Annotated in this window: 21 protein-coding genes and 1 pseudogene; 13 read left to right on the top strand and 9 right to left on the bottom strand. The window is 66.3% G+C overall.

Annotated features, from left to right (window positions below):
• Positions 1-23: 23 nt before the first annotated feature.
• The 6 genes from hemL (at position 24) to ccsB (ending at position 6,246) form a co-directional block, all read left to right on the top strand.
• Complete coding sequence (hemL, locus tag BKA07_RS16680; protein ID WP_167952000.1) at positions 24-1,376, top strand: glutamate-1-semialdehyde 2,1-aminomutase; 1,353 nt, start codon at positions 24-26, stop codon at positions 1,374-1,376.
• Entirely contained in the window at positions 1,373-2,014 is a 642-nt protein-coding gene (locus BKA07_RS16675) for a histidine phosphatase family protein (RefSeq protein WP_167951998.1), read from the top strand. The genes hemL and BKA07_RS16675 overlap by 4 nt, the downstream gene beginning before the upstream one ends.
• A complete protein-coding gene (locus BKA07_RS16670) occupies positions 2,011-2,688 on the top strand; it encodes a TlpA family protein disulfide reductase (RefSeq protein ID WP_167951996.1) in 678 nt (225 codons plus the stop codon). Before BKA07_RS16675 ends, BKA07_RS16670 begins: the two co-directional genes overlap by 4 nt.
• A 5-nt stretch (positions 2,689-2,693) precedes the next feature.
• Positions 2,694-3,449 (top strand): cytochrome c biogenesis protein CcdA, encoded by a 756-nt coding sequence (locus BKA07_RS16665; RefSeq protein WP_167953339.1) that lies wholly within the window; start codon positions 2,694-2,696, stop codon positions 3,447-3,449.
• Positions 3,449-5,122, top strand: coding sequence for a cytochrome c biogenesis ResB family protein (resB, locus tag BKA07_RS16660; RefSeq protein WP_167951994.1), 1,674 nt, complete (start codon positions 3,449-3,451; stop codon positions 5,120-5,122). The genes BKA07_RS16665 and resB overlap by 1 nt, the downstream gene beginning before the upstream one ends.
• A gap of 116 nt (positions 5,123-5,238) precedes the next feature.
• Positions 5,239-6,246 (top strand): c-type cytochrome biogenesis protein CcsB, encoded by a 1,008-nt coding sequence (gene ccsB / locus BKA07_RS16655; protein WP_167951992.1) that lies wholly within the window; start codon positions 5,239-5,241, stop codon positions 6,244-6,246.
• 75 nt (positions 6,247-6,321) lie between these two features.
• On the opposite strand, the gene BKA07_RS16650 is transcribed toward ccsB, so the two are convergent.
• Positions 6,322-6,756, bottom strand: coding sequence for a PLD nuclease N-terminal domain-containing protein (locus BKA07_RS16650; RefSeq protein WP_167951990.1), 435 nt, complete (start codon positions 6,754-6,756; stop codon positions 6,322-6,324).
• An 84-nt stretch (positions 6,757-6,840) separates the two neighbouring features.
• On the opposite strand from BKA07_RS16650, the gene BKA07_RS16645 reads away from it, so the two are divergent.
• Positions 6,841-7,107 carry a DUF4229 domain-containing protein gene (locus tag BKA07_RS16645; protein WP_167951988.1) on the top strand — a complete coding sequence of 89 codons (267 nt, stop codon included), beginning with the start codon at positions 6,841-6,843 and terminating at the stop codon, positions 7,105-7,107.
• A gap of 8 nt (positions 7,108-7,115) precedes the next feature.
• Here BKA07_RS16645 and BKA07_RS16640 read toward each other — a convergent pair whose 3' ends face one another.
• From BKA07_RS16640 to BKA07_RS16630, 3 genes are all read right to left on the bottom strand, one after another.
• Complete coding sequence (locus BKA07_RS16640; protein ID WP_167951986.1) at positions 7,116-8,048, bottom strand: 1,4-dihydroxy-2-naphthoate polyprenyltransferase; 933 nt, start codon at positions 8,046-8,048, stop codon at positions 7,116-7,118.
• Positions 8,049-8,135: 87 nt separating this feature from the next.
• Positions 8,136-9,338, bottom strand: a complete 1,203-nt coding sequence (locus tag BKA07_RS16635; RefSeq protein WP_167951984.1) for an AMP-binding protein — start codon at positions 9,336-9,338, stop codon at positions 8,136-8,138.
• A 13-nt stretch (positions 9,339-9,351) separates the two neighbouring features.
• Entirely contained in the window at positions 9,352-10,269 is a 918-nt protein-coding gene (locus BKA07_RS16630; protein WP_167951982.1) for a 1,4-dihydroxy-2-naphthoyl-CoA synthase, read from the bottom strand.
• Between the two features lie 44 nt (positions 10,270-10,313).
• On the opposite strand from BKA07_RS16630, the gene BKA07_RS16625 reads away from it, so the two are divergent.
• The gene (locus tag BKA07_RS16625; protein WP_167951980.1) at positions 10,314-11,477 is read left to right on the top strand and encodes an o-succinylbenzoate synthase; all 1,164 of its coding nucleotides are present in this window, start codon (positions 10,314-10,316) and stop codon (positions 11,475-11,477) included.
• Positions 11,478-11,483: 6 nt separating this feature from the next.
• On the opposite strand, the gene BKA07_RS16620 is transcribed toward BKA07_RS16625, so the two are convergent.
• Entirely contained in the window at positions 11,484-12,194 is a 711-nt protein-coding gene (locus tag BKA07_RS16620) for a hypothetical protein (protein WP_167951978.1), read from the bottom strand.
• Between the two features lie 16 nt (positions 12,195-12,210).
• Positions 12,211-13,827: an alpha/beta hydrolase gene (locus tag BKA07_RS16615; protein WP_245161990.1), complete on the bottom strand. Its 1,617-nt coding sequence runs from the start codon at positions 13,825-13,827 to the stop codon at positions 12,211-12,213.
• 59 nt (positions 13,828-13,886) lie between these two features.
• Between BKA07_RS16615 and menD the strand changes: the two genes are divergently transcribed.
• Positions 13,887-15,593, top strand: coding sequence for a 2-succinyl-5-enolpyruvyl-6-hydroxy-3-cyclohexene-1-carboxylic-acid synthase (gene menD / locus BKA07_RS16610; protein ID WP_209044008.1), 1,707 nt, complete (start codon positions 13,887-13,889; stop codon positions 15,591-15,593).
• 38 nt (positions 15,594-15,631) lie between these two features.
• Here the strand turns inward: menD and BKA07_RS16605 are convergent, their stop codons facing one another.
• Positions 15,632-16,996 (bottom strand): isochorismate synthase, encoded by a 1,365-nt coding sequence (locus BKA07_RS16605; RefSeq protein ID WP_167951974.1) that lies wholly within the window; start codon positions 16,994-16,996, stop codon positions 15,632-15,634.
• A 126-nt stretch (positions 16,997-17,122) separates the two neighbouring features.
• Here BKA07_RS16605 and BKA07_RS16600 point away from each other — a divergent pair, with 126 nt between their 5' ends.
• From BKA07_RS16600 to BKA07_RS16585, 4 genes and pseudogenes are all read left to right on the top strand, one after another.
• Positions 17,123-17,827 (top strand): demethylmenaquinone methyltransferase, encoded by a 705-nt coding sequence (locus BKA07_RS16600; protein WP_167951972.1) that lies wholly within the window; start codon positions 17,123-17,125, stop codon positions 17,825-17,827.
• A 2-nt stretch (positions 17,828-17,829) separates the two neighbouring features.
• Positions 17,830-19,132: pseudogene (locus BKA07_RS16595) on the top strand (geranylgeranyl reductase family protein).
• A gap of 44 nt (positions 19,133-19,176) precedes the next feature.
• Positions 19,177-20,187 carry a polyprenyl synthetase family protein gene (locus BKA07_RS16590; RefSeq protein ID WP_167951970.1) on the top strand — a complete coding sequence of 337 codons (1,011 nt, stop codon included), beginning with the start codon at positions 19,177-19,179 and terminating at the stop codon, positions 20,185-20,187.
• A 17-nt stretch (positions 20,188-20,204) separates the two neighbouring features.
• Positions 20,205-21,296: a permease gene (locus BKA07_RS16585; RefSeq protein WP_167951968.1), complete on the top strand. Its 1,092-nt coding sequence runs from the start codon at positions 20,205-20,207 to the stop codon at positions 21,294-21,296.
• A 9-nt stretch (positions 21,297-21,305) separates the two neighbouring features.
• On the opposite strand, the gene BKA07_RS16580 is transcribed toward BKA07_RS16585, so the two are convergent.
• Both BKA07_RS16580 and BKA07_RS16575 read right to left on the bottom strand, forming a co-directional pair.
• On the bottom strand, positions 21,306-22,049 hold the full coding sequence (locus BKA07_RS16580; RefSeq protein WP_167951966.1) for a hypothetical protein: 744 nt from the start codon (positions 22,047-22,049) through the stop codon (positions 21,306-21,308).
• Positions 22,046-22,954, bottom strand: coding sequence for an ABC transporter ATP-binding protein (locus BKA07_RS16575; protein ID WP_167951964.1), 909 nt, complete (start codon positions 22,952-22,954; stop codon positions 22,046-22,048). Before BKA07_RS16575 ends, BKA07_RS16580 begins: the two co-directional genes overlap by 4 nt.
• Position 22,955 lies beyond the last annotated feature (1 nt).

The raw sequence follows: 22,955 nt of genomic DNA, 5'->3' as shown, positions 1-22,955 counted from the left end.
CGACGACTTCTTCAGGAGGACCCATGAAATACGAGACCGCGAACTCGGCGGCGCTGTTCGAGCGCGCCGAACACGTCATCCCCGGTGGTGTGAACTCGCCGGTGCGGGCCTTCAAAGCCGTCGGCGGCACCCCCCGCTTCATCACCTCGGCAACCGGAGCCTGGCTGCGCGACGCCGATGGCAACGACTACATCGACCTCATCGGCTCGTGGGGGCCCATGATCATGGGCCACTCCCGTCCCGAGGTGCTCGACGCCGTGCAGCAGGCCGCGGTCAAGGGCTTCTCCTTCGGCACCCCCTCGACCGGTGAGGTCGAGCTCGCCGAGGAGATCGTCGCCCGCGTCGATCCCGTCGATGAGGTCAGGCTCGTGTCCTCGGGCACCGAGGCGACCATGAGCGCGATCCGCCTGGCCCGTGGATACACCGGGCGGGCGAAGATCGTGAAGTTCGCCGGCTGCTACCACGGTCACGTCGACTCTCTCCTGGCCCAGGCCGGATCCGGTCTGGCCACCTTCTCCCTGCCGGACACCCCGGGCGTGACCGGAGCCCAGGCTTCGGACACCATCGTCGTCGACTACAACGATGCGGCCGGGCTGGAAGCCGTCTTCGCCGAACACGGCGAGGAGATCGCCTGCGTCATCACCGAGGCCAGCCCCGGAAACATGGGCGTGGTGCCACCGCGCGACGGCTTCACCAACACCATCCGGCGCTTGACGAAGGCCCACGGTGCGTTGATGATCAGCGACGAGGTGATGACCGGTTTTCGCGTCTCCGCCGCAGGCTGGTACGGATATGAGGCCGACACGCTCGGCTACCCGGAAGGACCCGCGGACCTGTTCACCTTCGGCAAGGTCATGGGCGGCGGCTTCCCCGCCGCGGCCTTCGGGGGCCGCGCCGAGGTGATGGAGCATCTGGCGCCGACCGGCCCCGTCTACCAGGCCGGAACCCTGTCCGGGAACCCCGTCGCCACGGCCGCGGGCCTGACCACGCTGAAGCTGACGACCGAACTCGACGTGTATTCCCACATCTCACGCGCCGCCGACGTCCTCCGGCCCGCGGTCGCCGCGAGCCTGGACGCCGAAGGCGTGGAGCACACGATCCAGTCGGCGAACTCGATGTTCTCCGTCTTCTTCACCGACCGCGAGGTCGTCGACTACGAGGACGCACGCAGCCAGAACGTCGAACAGTACTCGGCCTTCTTCAATGCGATGCTCGACCAGGGGATCCACATGCCGCCGAGTGCCTTCGAAGCCTGGTTCCTCTCCTACGCACACACCGACGAGATCCTCGAGCGGATCATCGCGGCCCTGCCCGCCGCTGCGAAGGCCGCCGCCCGGGTGCCGAACCCGAACGGCTCGGCGCAGGCTCGATCATGACCACGATCCACCTGGTCCGGCACGGAGAGGTCGACAATCCCGAGGGCATCCTCTACGGTCGACTGCCGAACTTCGGCCTCACCGACCGAGGCCACGAGATGGCCCGCCGGGTCGGCGAACACTTCGCAGCCGCCTCGGCGCACCCTGCCGAACTCGTGTGCTCCCCGCTGCTGCGAGCACAGCAGACGATCGCACCGCTGCGTGAACAGCTCGATCTGCCCGTGTTCACCGACGATCGTGTGATCGAAGCGGCGAACTCCTTCGAGGGACAGAAGCTCAACGGTCGGAAACTGGCCGAGCCGCGCAATCTGCTGCGTCTGTACAACCCGCTGACACCGTCCTGGGGTGAGCCGTACAAGCAGATCGCCCTGCGCATGCAGGCGGCCATGGCCAGCCTGCGCGCGAAGCTGGCCAAGCACGGGCCCGACGCCGAAGGCGTCATCGTCTCCCACCAGCTGCCGATCTGGATGACACGCCTGGCCGGCGAGCAGCGCTCGCTCGTCCACGACCCCCGGAGACGGGAATGCGACCTGGCATCTATCACGAGTTTCACATTCGAATCATCCACACTGGTGACCGTGAATTACGAGAGTATCTGTGCCGACCTGCAGCCCGGCCAAGCGGTGGCGGGAGCATGACCTCGCGCCACAATCCCTTTGACCGAAACGACCACCGCAAACCGAATGACCACCGCAAACCGAACGACGGCCGCAAGCGGCTGGACCCTCGGGGTCCGAAGAGCCGCCGCACCGTCCTGACCGGACTCATCGCCGGTGCCGCTGTTGTGCTCAGCGCGTGCAGCGAGAACGACGAACTGGCCGATCAGGCCGGATCCGACCAGGGGTATGTGTCCGGTTCCGGTGTCGTGTCGCAGGTGCCGAAGGACGACCGCGGCCAGCCGCTGGACCTGAAGTTCGAGACCCTCGACGGGAAATCGATGTCCCTGTCCGGCATCAGACCGACCCCCGTCGTCATCAACCTCTGGTACGCGGCCTGCCCGCCGTGTCGGAAGGAGGCCCCGGCGCTGAAGTCTCTGGCCGAGGAGTTCGACGATGAGGTCCAGTTCCTCGGCGTCAACGTCCGTGACCAGGAAGCCGCCGCCGACGCCTTCATCTCGAACTACCAGGTTCCCTATGCGAACATGCTCGACACCGACGGCGACATGGTGGCACTGCTCTCCGGTGTCCTCCCGCCGCAGGCGACTCCGTCGACGGTCGTCCTCGATGCGAAGGGTCGTGCCGCGGCCCGCGTCGTCGGAGAGGTCGACGAATCGACGCTCAAGGGACTCATCGAGGACGTGCAGGCGGAGTGAGTGGGATCGGGGCGGAGTTCGCCCAAACGGTTCTCAGCGGGCCGCTGATCCTGGCCGCCGGTGCGGCCGCACTGGCCGGACTCGTCTCCTTCGTCTCACCCTGCGTGCTGCCGTTGGTCCCCGGTTACGTCGGTTATGTCACGGGGCTGAGCGGGTCCTCCCTCAAAGACAAGGAAACCTGGCGTGTCGTCGTCGGGATCGCGTTGTTCGTACTCGGGTTCACCGTCGTCTTCGTCGTCCTGGGAACCGGCTTCTCGGCCCTGGGCGCGCTGTTCTCACAGTGGCAGGGCGTGCTCATCAGGATCCTCGGCATCGTCGTCGTCATCGCCGGCTTCGTCTTCATGGGTGGTTTCGGCCTTCTCCAGAGCGAGCACCGGATCCAGGCGCGGCCCAAAGCCGGGCTCTGGGGTGCGCCGGTGCTCGGCGCCACCTTCGCCCTCGGCTGGGCACCCTGCGTGGGCCCGACGCTGTCGGCGGTTCTGTCGATGTCGGTGAGCTTCGGCGGTGACGGCACGATCTGGCGCGGCGCACTGCTGGCGTTCGTCTACTGCCTGGGACTGGGCATTCCCTTCATCATCCTGGCGGTGGCGATCCACAAGGGCGCCGGACGTCTGACCTGGGTGCGCAGGCACCAGACGACGATCGTGCGCGTCGGCGGCATCATGCTCATCGTATTGGGCGTCTTCATGGCCTCGGGTCTGTGGAACGCGTGGATGACCTCCCTGCAGGGTCTGATCTATGATTTCGAAGTGGTGATCTAGTGGCGAAGAAGACCGCCGACAGGACGGGTGGCAAGGCCGCCGCGAACGGATCTGCTGTGACTCAGCCCCAGTTGGGATTCATCGGCATGTGCCGATGGGCCTGGCGCCAGCTGACCACCATGCGAGTGGCCCTGATCCTCCTCCTCATCCTCGCCCTCGCAGCGATCCCGGGCTCACTGCTGCCCCAGCGCATCCAGGACCCGGGGCGGGTCAACACATTCCTCGAGCAGAATGGCGGCTGGGGCCGGTTCCTCGACACCATCCAGATGTTCGACGTCTACTCCTCGATCTGGTTCTCCGCCATCTACCTGCTCCTGATGGTCTCGCTCATCGGCTGTGTGATCCCACGGTCGGCCCAGCACTGGAAGGCGATGCGCTCGGCCCCGCCCAAGGCGCCGAGGCGGTTGGGGCGGATGCCCGGATACGAAACGTTCACCTCGGCGGGCGATCCGAGCGAATCCCGGGAGACCGCGGACCGGGAGTTCCTCGACACCGCCGAAGCCCGATTGAAGAAGCTCGGCTACCGCACGTCGCGACACGACGATCATGTCGCGGCCGAACGCGGCTACCTGCGCGAGACGGGCAATCTGCTCTTCCACATCGCTCTGCTGGTCGCGACGCTGACCATGGCGATCGGATCGCTGTTCGGATACGAGGGACAGAGGATCCTCGTCGAGGACGACACCTTCACGAACTCCCTGGTCGCCTACGACTCCTTCGAACCCGGGTCCTACTACGACGCGGACAACCTGCCGGACTTCCGACTCAAACTCGACGACTTCGACGCCAGCTTCGACGATCAGGCGCCGGGCAGTCAGTTCGGCCAGCCCCGGACCTTCGACGCGAAGGTCACGACCACCGCCGACGGGCAGAGCGAGAAGCACACCCTGCGGGTCAACGAGCCCGTGCGTGTGGGCGGGACAGGTGTCTATCTGACCGGCAACGGCTATGCCCCGGAGGTCACGGTCAAGGACGCCAAGGGACAGGTCGTGCAGTCGGGACCGCAGGTGTTCATCCCCGACGGCGGCGACCCCGGCTACACGTCCGAGGGGGTCATCAAGGTCCCCGACTCCGCCGGCACCCAGATGGGCTTCGTCGGCGTCTTCCTGCCGACAGCGACGCAGAACGAGAACGGCGAACTGGTCTCGAGCTTCGCGGACCTGCGCAATCCCTACCTCGTGATGAGCGGATACACGGGCGACCTGGGGCTCGACACGGGAAGCCCGCAGTCCGTGTACACGCTCGACGCGGACAACATGACGGAGATGACCGACGCCTCGGGCAATCCTCTGCTCATCCAGCTCGCCCAGGGAGAGACTCAGCAGCTGCCCGACGGCGGTTCTGTGACCTTCGATGGGGTCAAACGCTACATCGCCGTCGACATCTCTCAAGATCCGACACAGGGCCTCATGCTCGCCAGCGCGATCGCCGTGCTGCTGGGACTCGGCCTGTCTCTGTTCATTCCCCGCCGACGCATGTGGGTCCGTATCAGGGACGGACACGCCGAGGTTGCGGCTCTGGCCCGCGGTGAGGACCCGATGGTCGAACGGGCGGCGAAGGACGTGGCGAAGGACCTCGCGGACGACCCCGACGACGATGCGGACGACGACCCTGACGGCCGGGCCCCCGGTCGACGGGGCGCAGGCGGTCGCACGGCAGGGGGAGACGGATGATTCGCATTAGGTACTACGCGGAGTAGAATTGTCGCGGGCTCGCCGACGACACGGCTGCCCCGACACGCAGTCACAGCCACAACGCAATGGAAGAGCACCGTTGGTGCGGAGGATGTATGGACGTCAACACTGACCTCGCAATGTGGTCGAACCAGCTCATCATCTCGGCGATGATCGTCTACGCCGTTGCCATGATCTTCTATGCCTTCGACCTGTTCGGCGGGCGAGAACTCAAGCAGGCAGAGGCGGGGGCGAACCGCACCGCCAAGGCCTCGACGGTGCGGCGGACGAACAGAAAGACGACCACGGCGCTCCTCGACCCGCCCGAGACGGAGACCTCGGCCGAGGTCACGACCGGATCGGGCAAGGACAGGCCTCGGCGCGGGGCGCGCATCGGCACATCTCTGCTCGTCCTCGCAGCCGTCCTGCACGTGGCGGCTGTGCTGACTCGAGCGCTGTCAGTGATGCGTGTGCCGTGGGGCAACATGATGGAGTACGTCCTCACCGCCACCGCGATCACCGTCATCGTCTTCCTCACCGTGAACGTCAAGAAGGACATCCGCTATCTGGGAACGATCGTGGCCGGAGGAGTCCTCCTGTGCCTGGGACTGGCCATCACCGTGTTCTACACGCCTGCCGCGCAGCTCATCCCGGCACTCGATTCGTACTGGATCGCCATCCACGTGCCCATCGCGATCCTGTCGACCTCGCTGCTCTACATCTCCGCGCTCCTCGCGGTCTTCCAGATCCTCAAGAGCGTGCACGAGAGCAAGGATCCGAAGTGGCTGAGGTTCATGCGCCGCATGCCCTCGAGCGTCGACCTGGAACGGTTCTCCTACACGATCGCCGCGGTCGGATTCATCACCTGGACATTCACCCTCATCGCAGGCGCCATCTGGGCCGAGGTGGCCTGGAGCCGCTACTGGGGCTGGGACTCGAAGGAGATCTGGACATTCGTCGTCTGGGTCATCTACGCCGCATACCTGCACGCCCGCGCCACACGCGGGTGGGGGCCGACGAAGGTCGCCGTGCTCAACCTCATCGGCATCGCCACAGTGATCTTCAACTTCACCGTCGTGAACATGTACTTCAACGGACTGCATTCGTACTCGGGCTTGGACTGATCGGCACGCCGACCCGGCCTCGGGCCGACGCTGGGCCGGTTCGGTGTCGTGGGCCGGCTCGGTGTGGGCAGGGAGTCAGTTCGAGTGGCCGCGGCCGTCGCCCTTGGAGCCACCGGAATCATGCTCGTCGGTGTCGGAGGATCGTGAGTCCGTGTCGGCTGAGTCGCCGTCGGCCTCGTCGGTGTCGGGTGTCGTCTCCTCGGGCTCCTCCGCCTCGGGCGCGTGCTTGCCGAGTTTGACGTCGCGATCGATCTTCCGCAGGTAGTCGTCGTCATCGTCGGGAGCGCTGGGGCCGCGCCGGCGGGGAGCCACAGTCGGCTTGTCCTCGTTGCCGCGGCCGAAGGCATACCACAGGACGAAGCCGATCACGGGGATGAACAGGATGATGATCGCCCACACGGGTTTGGGCAGGACTCGGATCAGACCCCGATCGCGCAAGAGGCAATCGAAGAGTCCGTACAGTGTGACCGCTGCCGCGAGGACGATCGCGGCAATGAGAAATCGAGCCATGCTCCCAGGATAGTCCACCAACCTGAACACCTGCCCATACGGCCGGTGGTGAATCGCTGCCGGCGACGGTCTAAAATGGGTGCAATGCGCAACTTCTGGATCTATACGTTGGCCCGACTCGGCATCATCGTCGCCGTCGGGCTGGTTCTGCAGCCGTTCCTCGGGCTCAATCTCGTCATGGCCGTGGTGGCGATCTTCGGCGGTGCCCTCATCAGCTATCTCGTCCTGGGCGGGATGCGCGCCAAGGTCGCAGAGGACATCGAGAAGCGTGTGGCCAAACGCGCCAAGACGCCCAAACGCAAGGGTGCCGATGAGGACGTCGAAGACCGCATCGTCGACGACGAAGACTGAGAACTGTCCTAGAGCGCCAGTCCCAGGCCCGTCAGGGAGGCGAAGGCCAGGGCGGTCAGCCCCGTTGACTTGATCGGCGGAATGAGACCGCGCCCCGTCGTCCCGCGCAGCACAGTCTGCAGTGGGTTGAGAGCGGGCACGAGGGCGAGGATCGCCAGCGCCACCGCAGGATGTCCGTCGAGGATCGCCAGCGCCAGCAGTGCGAAGGGCACGAGCACGAGAGCCGCATAGGCGATGCGTGACCGATGGTCGCCCAGCTTCACGGCCAGAGTGATCTTGCCGGCTTCGATGTCGGTCGGGATGTCGCGCAGATTGTTGACCATGAGCACCGCCGAGGCGAGCGAGCCGATGGCGATGGCGCCGGCCCAGCCGCTGATGCTGAGTCCTCCGACCTGCATCCACATCGTGCCCAGAGTTGCGACGAGGCCGAAGAAGACGAAGACGAACACCTCGCCCAGACCCATGTACCCGTAGGGCTTCTTCCCGCCCGTGTAGAACCAGGCCGCGGCCACCGCTGCGGCACCGGCGATGAGGAACCACCACGCCTGGGAGATGAGGACGAGGGCGATTCCGACGACTCCGGCGATGCCGAAGAACATGAACGCCGCACGTCTGACCGTACTCGGCTCGGCTGCGCCGGTCGCCGTCAGGCGGACGGGGCCCACACGCTCATCGTCGGTGCCGCGGATGCCGTCCGAGTAGTCGTTGGCGAAGTTCGACCCGATCTGCAGGCTGAGTGAGACGATGAGCGCCAGCACACCTCGGAGGAAGATCTGACCCAGCGAATGGTCATGACCGTTCTGCGTGTAGTCACCGATGATGAACGAGGTGAACCCGCCGACCGAACCGATTGCGGCACCGGTGCCGATGAGAACCGGTGCCAAGGCCAGTGGCAGCGTTCGTAACCGGGCTCCGGAGATCCACTGCGCGGCAGTTGCCATTGGGTGGGATACCTTTCCTCACGTAGATTCGAACCGTCTCATATTACCGATTGTTCACGTCATAGGGTATTCGTGCGTTCGCGTCGGTCAGGTCGCCGCAGCCATCAGTTCGGCGGCGAGAGCGGCAGCGGCCGATCGGTCGGGTTTGCCGATCGAGCGGCTCGGAATCTCCGTGACGGGAAACACCAGGCGCGGAAGCAGCTGCCCGTGCATGCCGGTCACGAGTGCATTCAGCGTCCCCGCCAACTGTCGAGGCGAGGCCAAGTCCTTCGCGAGCGTGCTGGAGGCCCGTCCGTCGATTCGGACGAGGGCCACCAACAGTCTGCCCCATTCCTCGTCGGGAACCCAGGTCACGAGCACCTCGGCGATTCCATGGCGCTGCCAGGTCGGCAGCAGTCCGGTCTCGAGCGCATGCGGCGAGACGTTCGTGCCGCCGGAGACGATGATGTCGTCGCTGCGGCCGAGCACCGTGAGCACACCGTCGTCGAGGCGCCCGAGGTCGCTCGTGTGCATGGTCGCCGAACCATCGTGGTCAAGGGTCAGGTTCGGGCTGTCGATGGGCATGATGTGGCCCGTCTCGGCGATCTCGACGTAGGAGTCGGCGACGACCGGTCCGCGCAGATCGATCGTCGAGGACTCGGAGATGGTGATCTCGACACCGTCGAAGGGGACCCCGTCGTAGACGCATCCACCTGCGGTCTCGCTCATCCCGTAGGTGCGCACGACCTGCAGGCCGTGGGCGACGGCACCCTCGAGCAGCGCGGGGGAGACCGCGGACCCGCCGAGGAGGATCGCATCGAAGCCGGCCGCCGCGTGTGCGGCCCGTTCGTGGGCGAGGATCCGGTGCAGTTGGGTGGGCACCAGCGAGGTGTATCTCGGTCTCCGGCCGGAGCGGGCGAACAGTGCGTCGACCTCGTCGGCGAAGCCTCCGGCGGTGAAAGCCGGCGAGGCGGTCCTGATCGGCTCCCGTCCCGCGAGGCGGGCACGCAGCTCCACTTGAAACCCTGCGATGTGGTTGACCGGCAGCGTCAGATGCCACTCGCCGGGGCCCGCGAGGAGGCGTTCGGTCGCCCTCGCCGAGGTGGTCAGGGCCTCGGCGGACAGAGCCACACCCTTGGCCGCGCCGGTCGACCCCGAGGTGAAGAGGACCAGCGCCGGGGCCCGGCCGGCACCCGTCCACAGGCTCGGCGACACCTCGGCGATGGATCCTTCACGGGTCTGCGGCAGGATCAGGATCGACTCGCCGGCGAGGGCGCGGTCGATCGCACGGGGCAATTGATGTGCGTGCATCGGGCCGCGGCGCTCAGTAGTACCAGGGGTAGGGGGACCAGTCGGGTTCGCGTTTCTCGAGGAAGGAGTCGCGGCCTTCGACGGCTTCGTCGGTCATATATCCCAGGCGAGTGGCCTCACCTGCGAAGATCTGCTGACCCATGAGGCCGTCGTCGACGAGGTTAAACGCGAACTTCAGCATCCGCTGGGCGTTGGGAGACTTGCCGAGGATCTCCTCGACCATGGTCATGGCGGCAGTCTCGAGGTCCTCATGGTCGACGACCTCGTTGACGGCACCTATGTCGGCCATGTCCTGGGCCGAGTAGGTGCGGCCGAGGAAGAAGATCTCACGGGCCTTCTTCTGCCCGACCATCTTCGCCAGGTAGGCGGAGCCGTAGCCGGCGTCGTAGGATCCGACATCGGCATCGGTCTGCTTGAACTTCGCATGCTGGCGAGAGGCGATTGTGATGTCGCAGACGACGTGGAGGCTGTGTCCGCCGCCGGCCGCCCATCCGGGTACGACGGCGATGACGACCTTGGGCATGGTCCGGATGAGGCGCTGGACCTCGAGGATGTGGAGGCGACCCGCACGGGCAGGATCCACCGACTCCCGGGTCTGACCGGAGGCGTACTGATAGCCCGAACGGCCCCGGATGCGTTGGTCGCCTCCGGAGCAGAAGGCCCAACCGCCGTCCTTGGAGCTCGGTCCGTTGCCCGTGAGGAGGACGGCTCCGACGTCCGAGGTCTGGCGGGCGTGATCGAGGGCGCGATAGAGTTCGTCGACGGTGTGGGGGCGGAAGGCATTGCGGATATCGGGACGATCGAAGGCGATGCGCACGCAGCCCAGGTCGGCGCCGTCGGGGTTGACCGCGCGGTGGTAGGTGATGTCGGTGAAGTCGAATCCGGAGACTTCGCGCCACTGGGAAGGATCAAAGATGTCAGAAACCGTCATGGCCCCAACTCTATCCTCTGTTGTGTCAGCGATATGGTGGCTCTATGGCTGATGCAGAGCAGGTTCCCGAGTCCATCGCCGATCTCCTGCCGAGCTTTCACGTCCTCAGACTGCCCATGGTCACGCGATTCCGGGGGATCACCGAGCGCGAGATCATGGTCTTCGAAGGGCCGCACGGGTGGGCGGAGTTCTCGCCGTTCACCGAATACGGTGTTCCCGAATCCTCCCGCTGGCTGCGTGCCGCCCTCGAATTCGCGGGCGTGCTGCCCGGTTCGGCACGGCCGTCCGGGTCGGCACAGCCGCCGGAAACGCAGCCGCTGGAAACGCAGGCGCCGGGAACTCAGCCGCCGGGGCCCTCGGGTGCCGCACGCGCCGACACTGACGCTCCTGAGCAGTCCATCGCCGTCAATGCGACCCTGCCCTCCTGCGCAACCTCGGATGTCGAGGGGATCCTCGCCCGCTACGGTCGGGTCGGAACCGTCAAGGCGAAGGTGGCCGAGCACGGGATCGACTCCCTGCCCGATGATCTGGAGCGGCTGCAGGAATTCCGGCGGCTGTTTCCCGACACGAGACTGCGTCTGGACGCGAACGCCGGGTACTCGCCGACCGACGCCCTGACCGCGTGCGCCGAGTTCGCGTCCTTCGACCTGCAGTACTTCGAGCAACCGGTCGCCGGCGTCGAGGACCTGGCTCACCTGCGGGAACAGCTTTCGGACCGGGGGCTGCCCGTGGTGCTGGCCGCGGACGAATCGATCCGGAAGGCCGAGGACCCTCTGCGAGTCGCAGAGCTGGGAGCCGCCGAGGTCGTCATCGTCAAGGTCCAACCGCTGGGCGGCATCGCTGCCGCACGATCGGTCCTCGAAGCCTGCGGCCTGCCCGCTGTCGTGTCCTCCGCACTGGAATCCTCCGTCGGATTGGCCGCCGGGGCCGAGCTGGCAGCGAGTCTGCCGCGCACCCGGCACAGTCGGGAGATCCTCGGGGAGCATCCGGCATGCGGACTGGGGACGGTGCGACTGTTCGCCGAAGACGTCGTGAGTCCGGATCTGAGCCTGAAACCCGTCGACGGTGAGATCCCGGTGAGGCGAGTCGTCCCGGACCCACGGAGTCTGGAGAGGCTGGCGGTGGATTCGGGACGTCTCGACTGGTGGTCGACGCGACTGCAGGCGTGCTGGTCCGCCCTGCGCCCGACGCTGAACTCACGTTGCTGAGGCTGCTCAGCCGGCGGTCTTGACCGCCTCGACGAACGCCTCGGCGGTCTGCGGCACTGTCGTCTCGTCATCGGTGTCGGCGACGTTGGCGGCGGTGACGATGTTGTTGCCGATTCGGCCGGTGACAGTGTCGGCGTTGAGGACCGTCTGACCACCGGCGCTGATCTCGGCGCGGACGCCGACGGTCTCGTCGGCACTGGGAACCTCGGCATCGAAGGTTTCGTAGGACATCTTCATCTCGATGCCCTGAGATCTGACCGTGACGTCGTTGCACACCTCGGTGACGGTGCTGGAGCTCTTCAGCTGTGAACCGGCGTCGGCGACGTCGGAGAAGCTCGTGAGCGCCACACTCAGAGTCTTGTCGGACGAGATCCCGCCGACGGTGTTTCCCTTGCTCTGCTGGGCGACGTTGAGGGCGGCCATCGAGAGGTCCTTGCATTCAGCGGGTTCGAACTCGGAGGTTTGGAGCACTTTGACCGCGTCGCTGCCCGAAGCCGCGGACATGTCGAAGGTTGTGTACGACTGTCCGTCGACCTCCGTTGACTCGATGACCTCAGTGAGCTGATCCTCGTCGAGCACAGTGGCCTCGGGCGCCTCGTCCGAAGCGGGCTGGGCCGTGGAATCCTCCTCTGCCCCGTCATCCTGGGAATCATTTCCCGTACAGCCCGTCAGGCTCAGTCCGGCAATGAGAGCGATGGCTGGGAATGCGCGTTTCATGGATGACCTCTCGACGTCAGCGTTCAATCGGTGGGAGGGGTGACGGACACCCGTCATCACCATAATCTGTGTCGGTCCCACCATAAGCCGTATCGGCGGCTTCGAGTGTGTTTTCGGCCGCACCGGCCGGCTCTTCGCGGGCCTGCGTCCGACCGGACGGCGCTGTGGCAACGTGAGCGGTCTCAACGTGCGGGGCCGAGTCCTCCGGCGTCGAGGCGATGCGCACAGTCGTGACCTCGGCCTGGCCCACCGTCGTGAAGTGCTGGGTGCGCTTGCCGGGGATGATCGGGTCGTGCATGGCCGCCGCGAGTCTCCCGGTGAACGTCAGGCGGCCCTTCTTATCGGCCCGCTGGGTATAGTCGTTGTCGCCGGTCGGTGCACTGACGCAGACGTCGTATCGGCGCCCGGGTTCGTACAGGCCGGGAGTGCGCACCCGGAAGCTGCCGGTGCCGGTGAGCGAGAATCCGGCGGCGCTGACGGAGCCGAAGCGGACGATCTGAGCTCTGCGCCGCGAGATCTCGACCCGCCACCCGTGGATGTCGAAGAGGGCATGGCCGGTCAGGTACGAGAACTCACCGCCATCGGCCACGCGAGGCCCGCCTCGGCGGTCAACGGCGCTGCCGCCTCGGCGTTCGAGGCTGCGGTGCCCGGAGCTGGCGTAGTCGCGTTGCCGTCGCAGAGTCTTCAGCCAGGCTCCCAACTCCCGCTCCCAGCTCGTCCAATTGTGCAGACCAGTGGTTCGGGGAAACCAGGAATGGCGGATGCCCAGCGCATTCAGGCGCGCGGAGAACCGCTCTCCCTGCTGATTGACCATCGTCTCGAGCACGTCACGGTCCTTCGACTCTTCGAGGCTGCCGGAGCCGGCGCTGAGCCACAGGTCCAGCCCGTACAGATTCTCCGCGAGACCATAGGGCGAATTGGCGATCCATTCGCTGCGGTCGGCGACGGTATCACCGAACAGGGTCATCGATTTCGCGCCTTCGCGCATGGCGATGATGTCGAAGGCCGCGACGGCGGCCAGCGGGTCGAGCGGGGAGGAGAAGGCGGCCGCGCTGGTGTAGCGGTCGGGATGCCAGGCGGCGTACTTCATCGCCCCGTACCCGCCCATGGACAGCCCCGCGAGCAGCTGGTTCTCGGGGGCGAAGTCGACGGAGAAGGTCTTGCGCAGGAACTCCGGGATCTCGACGGTGTGGAAGGTCGGCCAGTCGTGGACCTCGCTGCCGACAGCCACCCGGGAGTACGTTCCGGCCCCGCCGTCGGGCATGACCACAAGATACGGGGAGTCGAGGGTGAGCTCCTCGGCCGAACCGAAGTCCGTCCATGATCGGAAATCGTCCCCTCCGCCGTGATAGAGGTGGATGACCGGGCTGACCTCGGCCGGGATGCCCGGCAGCAGCACACGCACGCCGACGGTGCAACCGAGCGCGGGGGAGTAGACGAAGAACTCCCGCAGCCGGTTCGAGAGCTTGCGCTTGTCCCGGATGTGCCACTTCCTCGCGTCCTTGCCGCGAGGTTCGGGTCCGAGGAAGGAACTGTTCTGATCACGTGTGGGGAAGCGTCCTCTGTGGGAGCGGGCGGCGGTCAGAGAACGGAGAGCACGCGCCCCAACCGCAGCGAGAATCGATCGGCGCATGAGTCAACCGTAGGGAGTCGAGATGAACCGCAGGTGGGTTAGTGGTTGAATATCAGGTGATGTTGAATTCGAGCGCAGTGGCGCACCAGATTGCCCGTGAACTGGCGTTGGTCTCAGTCACCGAGGTCGTCATCGCCCCCGGGTCCCGATCCGCACCGTTGATTTATGCGCTGGCTCCCCTCGCCGAGGCGGGAGTCATCCGCACCCACGTGCGCATCGATGAGCGTGATGCCGGGTTCCTGGCGTTGGGGCTTGCCCGAGGGCTGCGCACCCGACAGGCGGGCCCAGTCGGCGCCGTTGCTGTGGTGACGACGTCCGGCTCGGCCGTGGCGAACCTGCATCCGGCGGTGCTCGAAGCCTCCTACGGTCGGCTGCCTCTCATTGCGATCACCGCGGATCGTCCCGCTCGCCTGCGGGGCACCGGGGCGAATCAGACGATCGATGACCAATCACGGGTGCTCAGCGATGTGCGTGGCCGCGTCGACGTGCCCGCCGGCAGTCCGGATGCAGACCGTCTGCTCGCCGAGGCGGCCGCTCAGGCGGTGGGTGAGGGCAAGGGTGAGCCCGGCCCAGTCCAGTTCAACGTGCAGTTCGATGTCCCGCTCGTGCCGACGGCGGAGGAGCTGGCCGAGTGGAAGACCGAGGTGCAGACGCTGGGCAAGATCATGATGACGGGCACGAAGCCGCCGGTCGTACCCGCGGATGGGCCCGCATCGGCGGACGAATCGGCGTCCGGGACGAGCGCGGCTGTCCGCATTCTTCCAGGCACCGTCATCGTCGCCGGCGATGCCGGGGGGCATGCGGCCGAGTCGCTGAGGTCGCTGGTCGAGGCGAAGGCGATCCCGGTGCTGGCCGAACCTTCGAGCCCGCTCACGTCCGCTCTGCGCGACTCGGGCGCTATCGTTGCCGCCCATGCCGAAGTGCTGGCCGGCCGAGATGACCTGCGTCGGGCGATCCGCACGGTGATCGTGCACGGAAAGCCCACACTGACCAGACCGGTCGCGGCGCTGCTCGCCGACCCCGAGGTGCTGGTTCAGCGGGTGCCCGATGACGTCGACGCGGTGTCGCTGTCCGTCGAAGGCGCCGAGGACGGTGCGGTGTGGTGCCGGGAGTGGGTGAGCGCCGGAGACGCGATCGTCGCCGAATCCCGGCGGAGTCGCGAGGCCTCGGCACAGGGGCAGAAGGCGCAGCCGCAGCAATCATCGGCGCGAGCGATCACCGAGTTCCTGGCCGGCTCGGCGATCGAGCTCTTCGCTGCGAGTTCGAACACGATCCGCTACCTCAGCGAGGGCACCGACGTTCGGGCCCGCATCCATGCTTCTCGGGGCCTGGCCGGCATCGACGGTCTGGTCTCGACCGCCACCGGGCTCTCGCTCGCCCTCGGGGAACAGGTCGTACTGGTCATCGGCGATGTCGCGATGCTCCATGACGCCGGCGGTCTGCTGACTCCGAGCGCCGAAGAGGAGGGGGATGTGCTCATCGTCGTGCTCAACGATGACGGCGGTGCGATCTTCTCCGGCCTCGAGCACTCACAGGACCACGTGGCCCCGTACCTGAAGCGGTACTTCACCGTTCCCCACGGCCGAGACTTCGAAGACCTGGCCGCCGCCTACGGCTGGGGATACGCACTGGTGAGCGAGCTCGACGAGTTCATCGCAGAGTTCGGCAACACCCAGGTCGGGTTCGACAGCGCTGCCAGTGGTGCAGGCGCAGGTCGGAGCATGAGACGGCTGGGCCGTCGGATCATCGAAGTCGATCTCACCTGACCGGAGAGCCGGCCGGGTTCGGCGCCGCAGGAATGGACCTACTCCAACCCCAGCGCGCGGCGCATCGGCGCGAATTTGGCCTCGGTCTCGGCAACCTCGGCGAGGGGATCCGAATCGGGCATGATGCCGGCACCGGCGAACAGGCGGATCCGGTTGCGGTCCTCGAGCTGTCCGCAGCGCAGGGCGATGCCGAACTGGCCGTTGCCGCGGTCGTCCATCCAGCCGACCGGACCCGAGTACCGTCCGCGATCGAGCGGCTCGAGCTCGTCGACGTGTGCGACCGCGCTGGCCTGCGGATATCCGCCGACGGCAGCGGTGGGATGGACGGCGGCCGCGACGTCGAGGGCGTTGAGGCACGAGGCCTCCGGCAGGTGGGCCGAAGCATCCGAGGCCGAGTGGATGACATTGGCCAGGGGCAGCAGGTGCGGACGTTCGTCGACGGAGACGTCATCGGCGACGAGTCCGAGACTGCGCTGCAGCGAGGCGATCGCGAAGGCGTGTTCGGTGCTGTCCTTGTGCGCGCTCAGCAGCTTCCTGGCCTCCGGCATCTCCGCGGCCGGGTCCTTCTCCACCCGATACGTGCCCGCGAGCACGCGTGAGATGACCCGATCGTTCTCGACGCCGATGAGCAGCTCGGGGGTCGAGCCGATGAGTCCGGCGACATCGAAGGTCCAGCAGCTGGGATAGCTGCGATTGAGCGCACCCAGCACGGACCGTACGTCGATGTCATCGTCCGTGGTCACAACCTCGTCGCGGGCCAGGACGACCTTCCTCAGCGTGGAATCCTCGGTGAAGGCGTCCACCTCGGCGGAGCCACCGACCGGCGTGAGCATGCGCGCGACGTTCGCGACGAGATCCGCCCACTCCCCGCTGTCGAGATCACCGGGCGAGGACCGTGCGGAGGTGACCCTGCGCAGCGGTTCGGCCTTGAGGGCCGGCGGGGTGGGGGAGGTGCCCTCGGCGATGATCGAGGTCATCCAGACGCGACCGTCGCGCCGTCCGAGGACGAACTCGGGGACGTGGATGAGGGAGTCGACCTCCGACTCTCCCGAGTAGGCGACGGTGGCGAAGCACATCAGTCCCGAGCCGAGCATGTCGACCTCGTCCTCGATGTCTGCGGCCGCCGTGATGGCCTTCCAGGCCTCGGAGAGTTCGGTGAAGCGTTCGGGTCCGCGAGCCCGGATGCGCAGGGTGCGGCCGAACCCGATGAGTCCCGAGGTGTCCCGGACCCAGCAGGAGAACGCCGAGGTGGGCAGGAGCTCCAGCGTCTGTTCGACGGTCGTGGGCAGTCCGGATTCGAAGGGGAACCCGGGGCCGGGGTCGACGTCGTCGACGAAGCGCGAGCGCACGTGCAGGCGAGGGAGCGCGGCTGAGATGTCGGAGGTGGTGAAGGTGGTAGTCATTTCAGCCCCACTCTAGTCGAGAGATCGGGGGAGCCCACTTCGACTGTGGCCAGTTCGACACGACGACGGGCACGGAAAGGCTCCGATCGATTCGCCCCGGGGTTCAGGTGTTGAGACAATGGTGGCATGAACCGTGCTCAGCTGGACAAGCAGCCCGATGACGTTGCGTCGATGTTCGATGACGTCGCCTCTCGCTACGACCTCACCAACGATGTGCTCACCTTCGGCCTGGCGCGGACATGGCGTCGGACGGTCGCATATTCGGTGGCTGCCGGACCGGGAGAGCGCGTCCTCGATCTCGCGGCCGGAACGGGCACCTCGTCGATGACGTTCACCCATCACGGTGCCGAGGTGGTCGCCGGTGACATTTCGCAGGGCATGCTCGCCGAGGGTCGTCGCCGTCACCCCGGGATCGACTTCATCTACGCCGACGCGATGGACCTGCCGTTCTCCGATGCCGGCTTCGACGTCGTCACCGTCTCCTTCGGCATCCGCAACGTCAATGACGTGGATGTCGCGCTGGCGGAGATGCTGCGTGTGCTCAAGCCCGGCGGGCGCCTCATCATCTGTGAGTTCTCGACGCCGACGTTCGCGCCCTTCAGCCTCGCCTACAAGGAATACCTGATGCGGGCCCTGCCGGCCGTGGCGACGGCCGTGTCCTCGAACCCGGACGCTTACGTCTACCTGGCCGAATCGATCCGCGCATGGCCCGACCAGGACGAATTCGCCCACCAGATCCTCGACGCCGGATTCGACCAGGTCAAGCATCGCAACCTCACCGGCGGAATCGTCGCCGTCCACCACGCCCTCAAGCCGGGCGCCGGACGCTGACCATGAACAGCTTCGAGGCCGAGGTCATCGTCGTCGGCGCCGGCCCCGCAGGATCGGCGATCGCCGCCTATCTGGCTCAGGCCGGCCACGAGGTCATCATCGTCGAGAAGTCGGGATTCCCGCGGGACAAGATCTGCGGCGACGCCCTGACGCCTCGCGCGGTCAAAGAGCTCGGCTTCTTGGGGATGGAGACCCCGGAGTCCGAGGGGTGGCACCCGAACCGGGGCCTGCGCCTCATCGGCGGCGGGCATCGCCTGGAGATCGACTGGCCGGACATCGACGGCACCCCGAACTTCGGGCTGACGAAGCCGCGGATGACGATGGACGAGGCCTTCGCCCGCCACGCCCAGCGCAGCGGTGCCCGGCTGTTCGAGCAGGTCAAAGTCATGTCTCCGGACATCGGGGACGACGGCTGGATCCGTGGCGTCCACGCCTCCGGCACCGACCATCGCGGCCGCAGGGTCGGACCCGACGCTCACTTCACCGCCCCGATCGTCATCGCCGCCGACGGGGTCTCCTCGCGTTTGGCCGTGGCCATGGGCCTGGAGAAGCGCGATGACCGTCCCATGGGTGTGGCCGTGCGTGCCTACCATTCCTCGCCGAGGCATGCCGACGACTACATCGAGAGCTGGGTCGAGATGCGCTCGGGCACTGCGGCGGGCGAGTCCGAGGCGCTGCCCGGCTACGGCTGGCTCTTCCCCCTCGGCGACGGCACCATCAACATCGGAGCCGGCCTGCTGGACTCCTCGCCCGAATTCGGCTCCATCGACTTCCGCGCGATGATGGGGAAGTGGATCGCCGATATGGGACACGAATGGGGCATCGACGAGACCACCTCCCTAGGGCCGATCAAGTCCGCGGCCCTGCCGATGGCCTTCAACCGCACCCCGCACTTCCACAAGGGACTCCTCCTCGTCGGCGATTCGGGCGGGATGGTCAACCCGTTCAACGGGGAGGGCATCGACTACGCCCTCGAATCGGCTCGACTGGCCGCCGAGGTGATCTCGACCTACTCCCGTTTCCCACAGCACGTGATGCGACGGAAGCTGCAGGAGTATCCCAGTCTCCTCGGGGACTCCCTGGGCGGCTATTTCTCCCTGGGGCGCGTTTTTTTCCGCCATTATCGGCCACCCCTCCCTCATGCACTTCGGAATCAAGTACGGTATGGGTGTTGATGTTGTGATGGAGTTCGTCGTGAAATTGTTGGCGAACCTCTACCGCGACCCGAAGGTTTCCGAGGCCGATCTCATCGACCGGGTGATCTCAGCTCTCACCCGAATCGTTCCGGCCACCAGCAATGCCTGAGTGCACCAGCGACTACACCACTGACTACGATGAATGACGAGGACATGAGCCACCTAGCCTCTCCGGCGACTTTTATCGGTGCCGATGCCCAGCTTGCGGCAGACATTTCGACTCAGCTGGAAGCCGTCGAGCGCAGGCTCTACGACGTGACCGAGCAGACACGGAAACTGCCCGACACCGCCTCCAAACATCTTCTCGCCGCGGGTGGGAAACGCGCCCGTCCGAACCTCCTCCTGCTCACCGCACGCCTCGGCGAACCCGAGCGCGAGGACATCATCGACGCGGCCGTGGCCGTGGAGCTCATCCATCTGGCCTCGCTCTATCACGACGACGTGATGGACGATGCTCCGGTACGCCGAGGTGCTCCGGCCGCGCACGAGGTGTGGGGCAATTCCGTGGCCATCCTCACGGGCGATCTCCTGTTCTCGAAGGCCTCAGGGGTGACGGCGAAGCTCGGTCCCGATGCTGTGACGGTTCAGGCAGAGACCTTCGAACGCCTCGTCCTCGGACAGCTCGACGAATTCGCCGGCCCGCCCCAGGACGCGGACGCGATCGAACACTACATCCAGGTGCTCGCGGACAAGACCGGATCCCTCATCGCCACCTCGGCGCAGTTCGGGGTGATGTTCTCGGGCGCAGACCGGTCGCTGGCCGAGCCCGTGCGCGTCTTCGGCGAACGCGTCGGCATCGCCTTCCAGCTCGCCGACGACATCATCGACCTGACGACCACCTCATCGGTGTCGGGCAAGACTCCCGGCACCGACCTGCGGGAGCGGGTCCCGACCCTCCCGGTGCTCTACGTCCGTGCCGCCGCGGCCGACGGGGACGCAACCGCCGCCGAGGTGGTCGAGCTCCTCGACGCCGACCTGAGCTCGGACGAAGCGCTCGAGTCCGCTCGTGCCGCTCTGGCCGCTCACCCGGTGACGGCCCGCGCCCGCGCCGAGGCGGTTCGCTGGGCCGATGAGGCGAAGGCAGCGCTCGCCCCACTGCCCGAGGGATTGGTCAAGGAATCACTGTTCACGTTCGCCGATTCCGTGGTCTCGCGCAGCGCCTGAGATGAAGGGCGGGAATCGTGTCGGGTGTCGCAGAGACAGAGCCGGGTGCGGCTCGTACTGAAGACCAGCCGAGCGTTCGGCGACGGCTGACCCCGGTCGATTGGATCGGTTTGGGCGTGCTCCTGCTGTTCCTCCTGGTAGGGCTGAGCTGGTCGAAGTGGATGCCGTATTGGGACAAGGCGTGGACGATGAGCCAGACCTCTGTCTGGGACGGCGGTCCGCTCTTCGACGATGCTGGGGAGACGATCTCCTTGGCCGGAGCCTGGGACTTCACTCTCGTGTACTTCACGGCTGTGTGGAAGGCGCTCCTGGTGGCTCTGGTGGTGGCTGCGGCCGTCGATGCCTTGGTGCCTCGGGACTGGCTGCTGCGCGTGATGAATCGTCGCGCCCACACCGGCCAGGCGCTCGTCGGGGCGGCGATGTCTCTGCCGTCGATGATGTGCACGTGTTGCGCGGCTCCGGTCACGGTGGGCCTGCGCAGCTCGGGCGTCAGACGCAGCGCCGCCTTGGCCTACTGGGTGGGCAACCCCCTCCTCAACCCGGCTGTGCTCGTCTTCCTCGCACTTGTCCTGCCCTGGCAATACGCGGTGACGCGCCTGGTGTTCGGAGCCCTGGTCGCCATCGGGGCCAGCGCTCTCATCGGTCGCTGGGTCAAGGGGAAGGCCGAGGCGGTTCCGGAGCCGAGTCCCGAGCCGCCGAGGCCATCGTCCCTTCCCTTGCGCTATCTGCGGTCGCTGTCCCGTTTCGCGCTGATCCTCGTGCCCGAGCATCTCGTGCTCGTCTTCGTCATCGGACTCATCAGTCCCTGGCTGATCGGCGTCTACGGGCTCGAAGCCCAGGTGGGTGCGATCGCGGTCCTCATCGTCGCGGTTGTGGGCACCCTCTTGGTGATCCCCACCGGGGGCGAGATCCCCGTCATCGTCGCCCTGCTCGCCGTCGGCGTGGGTACGGGAATCACAGGAGCTCTGCTCCTCGCACTTCCGGCTCTGAGCCTTCCGTCCATGGTCATGGTCGGAAAGTCACTCGGGTGGCGCATCACCACCGCCATGGGTGCCGCAGTCGCACTGAGCGGGGTGCTCTCCGCGGCGGTGCTGCGGCTCGTGGTCTGAGGCTCCCGTTCAGGAGGTCAGCCGGCGCAAGGTGAGATAGGAACCGACGGCGAGGACCGCGCAGAACCCGAGTGCCCAGAGCGTGAGCCCCAGACTCTGAGTGTCGACGAACCACATCCAGACCTCCGGCCAGAGGCCGTTGAGGCTGATGAGTGCGGCCCCACCGAGTAGGAGGAGCGCAATCGCGATCAGCACCGTGGTGAGGATGAGAGGTCCGAAGCGCTGCTTGACGATGGCGAACCAGAACCCGAGGATGAACGCGAGCATGGTCAGAGCGAAGTAGGTCAGGCCTGCGGCGAAGGCCCCTTCGACCCATATCCAGGGAAGATAGGCGAAGTATCCGTTGATGCCGTAGCCGTCGGTGGCCTGTTCGAACAGCCCGAGGAGGACGAAGACCGTCGAGATCCCCACGGCGCTGATCGCCGCGGCGGCCAGCGATCCCAGGTAGAACTCGCGGCGCGTGAGACTCATCGCCTGAGAGAAGTAGTACGTCAGATTCATCGCCTGCGCGCCGACCACCGCGAAGTACCACAGAGGTGCCTGTGATCCTCCGCTGAACATCGGTCCCTCGACCCCGGAGGCGGAGATGATCCAATGGATCAGGAGCGTGACCAGCCAGGCACCGCCGAGGACGAGGACCGGTACCCAGACGAAGGTCTGGGTGTTCATGAACTGGAGCCTGACGACCCCGAGGGTTCGACTCCTCGACCGGTCGGTGGGCCGGGTGCTGAAGGTTTCGGCTGCTGCGGTCATGATTGCGGGCTCCTGACTGCGGTGTCGTTGAGTGACGTGCCCTCCTGCGTAGCGCGCACGATGAGCTGCTGAAGGGAGACCGGGGTGAGGTCGAGGTTCGCTGCGGCGACGAATTCACGGTCGGCATCTGTCAGCTGACCGAGGATCGTCGTCGAAGTGACGCGGCCGAGGGATTCGCTGTGGATGACCTCCCGGTCGGCGACGAAGCGTTCGATGGCATCGGCATCGCCGACGACGTTGACTGCACGTGTCCGCGCCGTCTCGGTGGATTCGTCCATGATGATCCGACCTCGGTCGATGACGATGACATTCTCGATGAGGTCGGCCACCTCGTCGATGAGATGACTCGAGAGAATGATCGTTCGCGGGTGTTCGGCGTAGTCGGCGATGAGATGGTCGTAGAGCATCTGCCGGGCGACGGCGTCGAAGCCGAGATACGGCTCATCGAAGAACGTGATCTCCGCTCGGGACGCGAGACCGATGATGACTCCGATGGCCGACTGCTGTCCGCGTGAGAGCTTCTTGATGGGGGTCTTCAGCGGCAGGTGGAAGTCACTGATGAGTTCACCGGCGAAGTCCTGGTCCCATCGTGGGAAGAACAGCGGAGCAGTGGACAGGGCGTGCTTGGCAGTCGCATCGTCAGGATACTTCTGGCTCTCCCTGACGAAGCACATTCGATTGAGCACGCGGGCATTCTCATATGGCTGCTCGCCGAATACTTCGACGATTCCGTCGGTGGCGAAGTTCTGCGCTGTGAGGATCGACATCAGTGTGGTCTTTCCCGCGCCGTTGCGACCGAGGAGTCCGTAGATCGAACCCTCTTCGATCGACAGATTGACGTTGTCGAGAGCGGCGGTGTGCTTGTACGTCTTCGTGAGGTCGCGCACGTCGATGACGGAGGTCATC

The sequence above is a fragment of the Brevibacterium marinum genome, assembly GCF_011927955.1.
Lineage (GTDB): Bacteria > Actinomycetota > Actinomycetes > Actinomycetales > Brevibacteriaceae > Brevibacterium > Brevibacterium marinum.
Note: the sequence above shows the minus strand (reverse complement) of the source record. Positions and strands in the feature narration are given on the sequence as shown.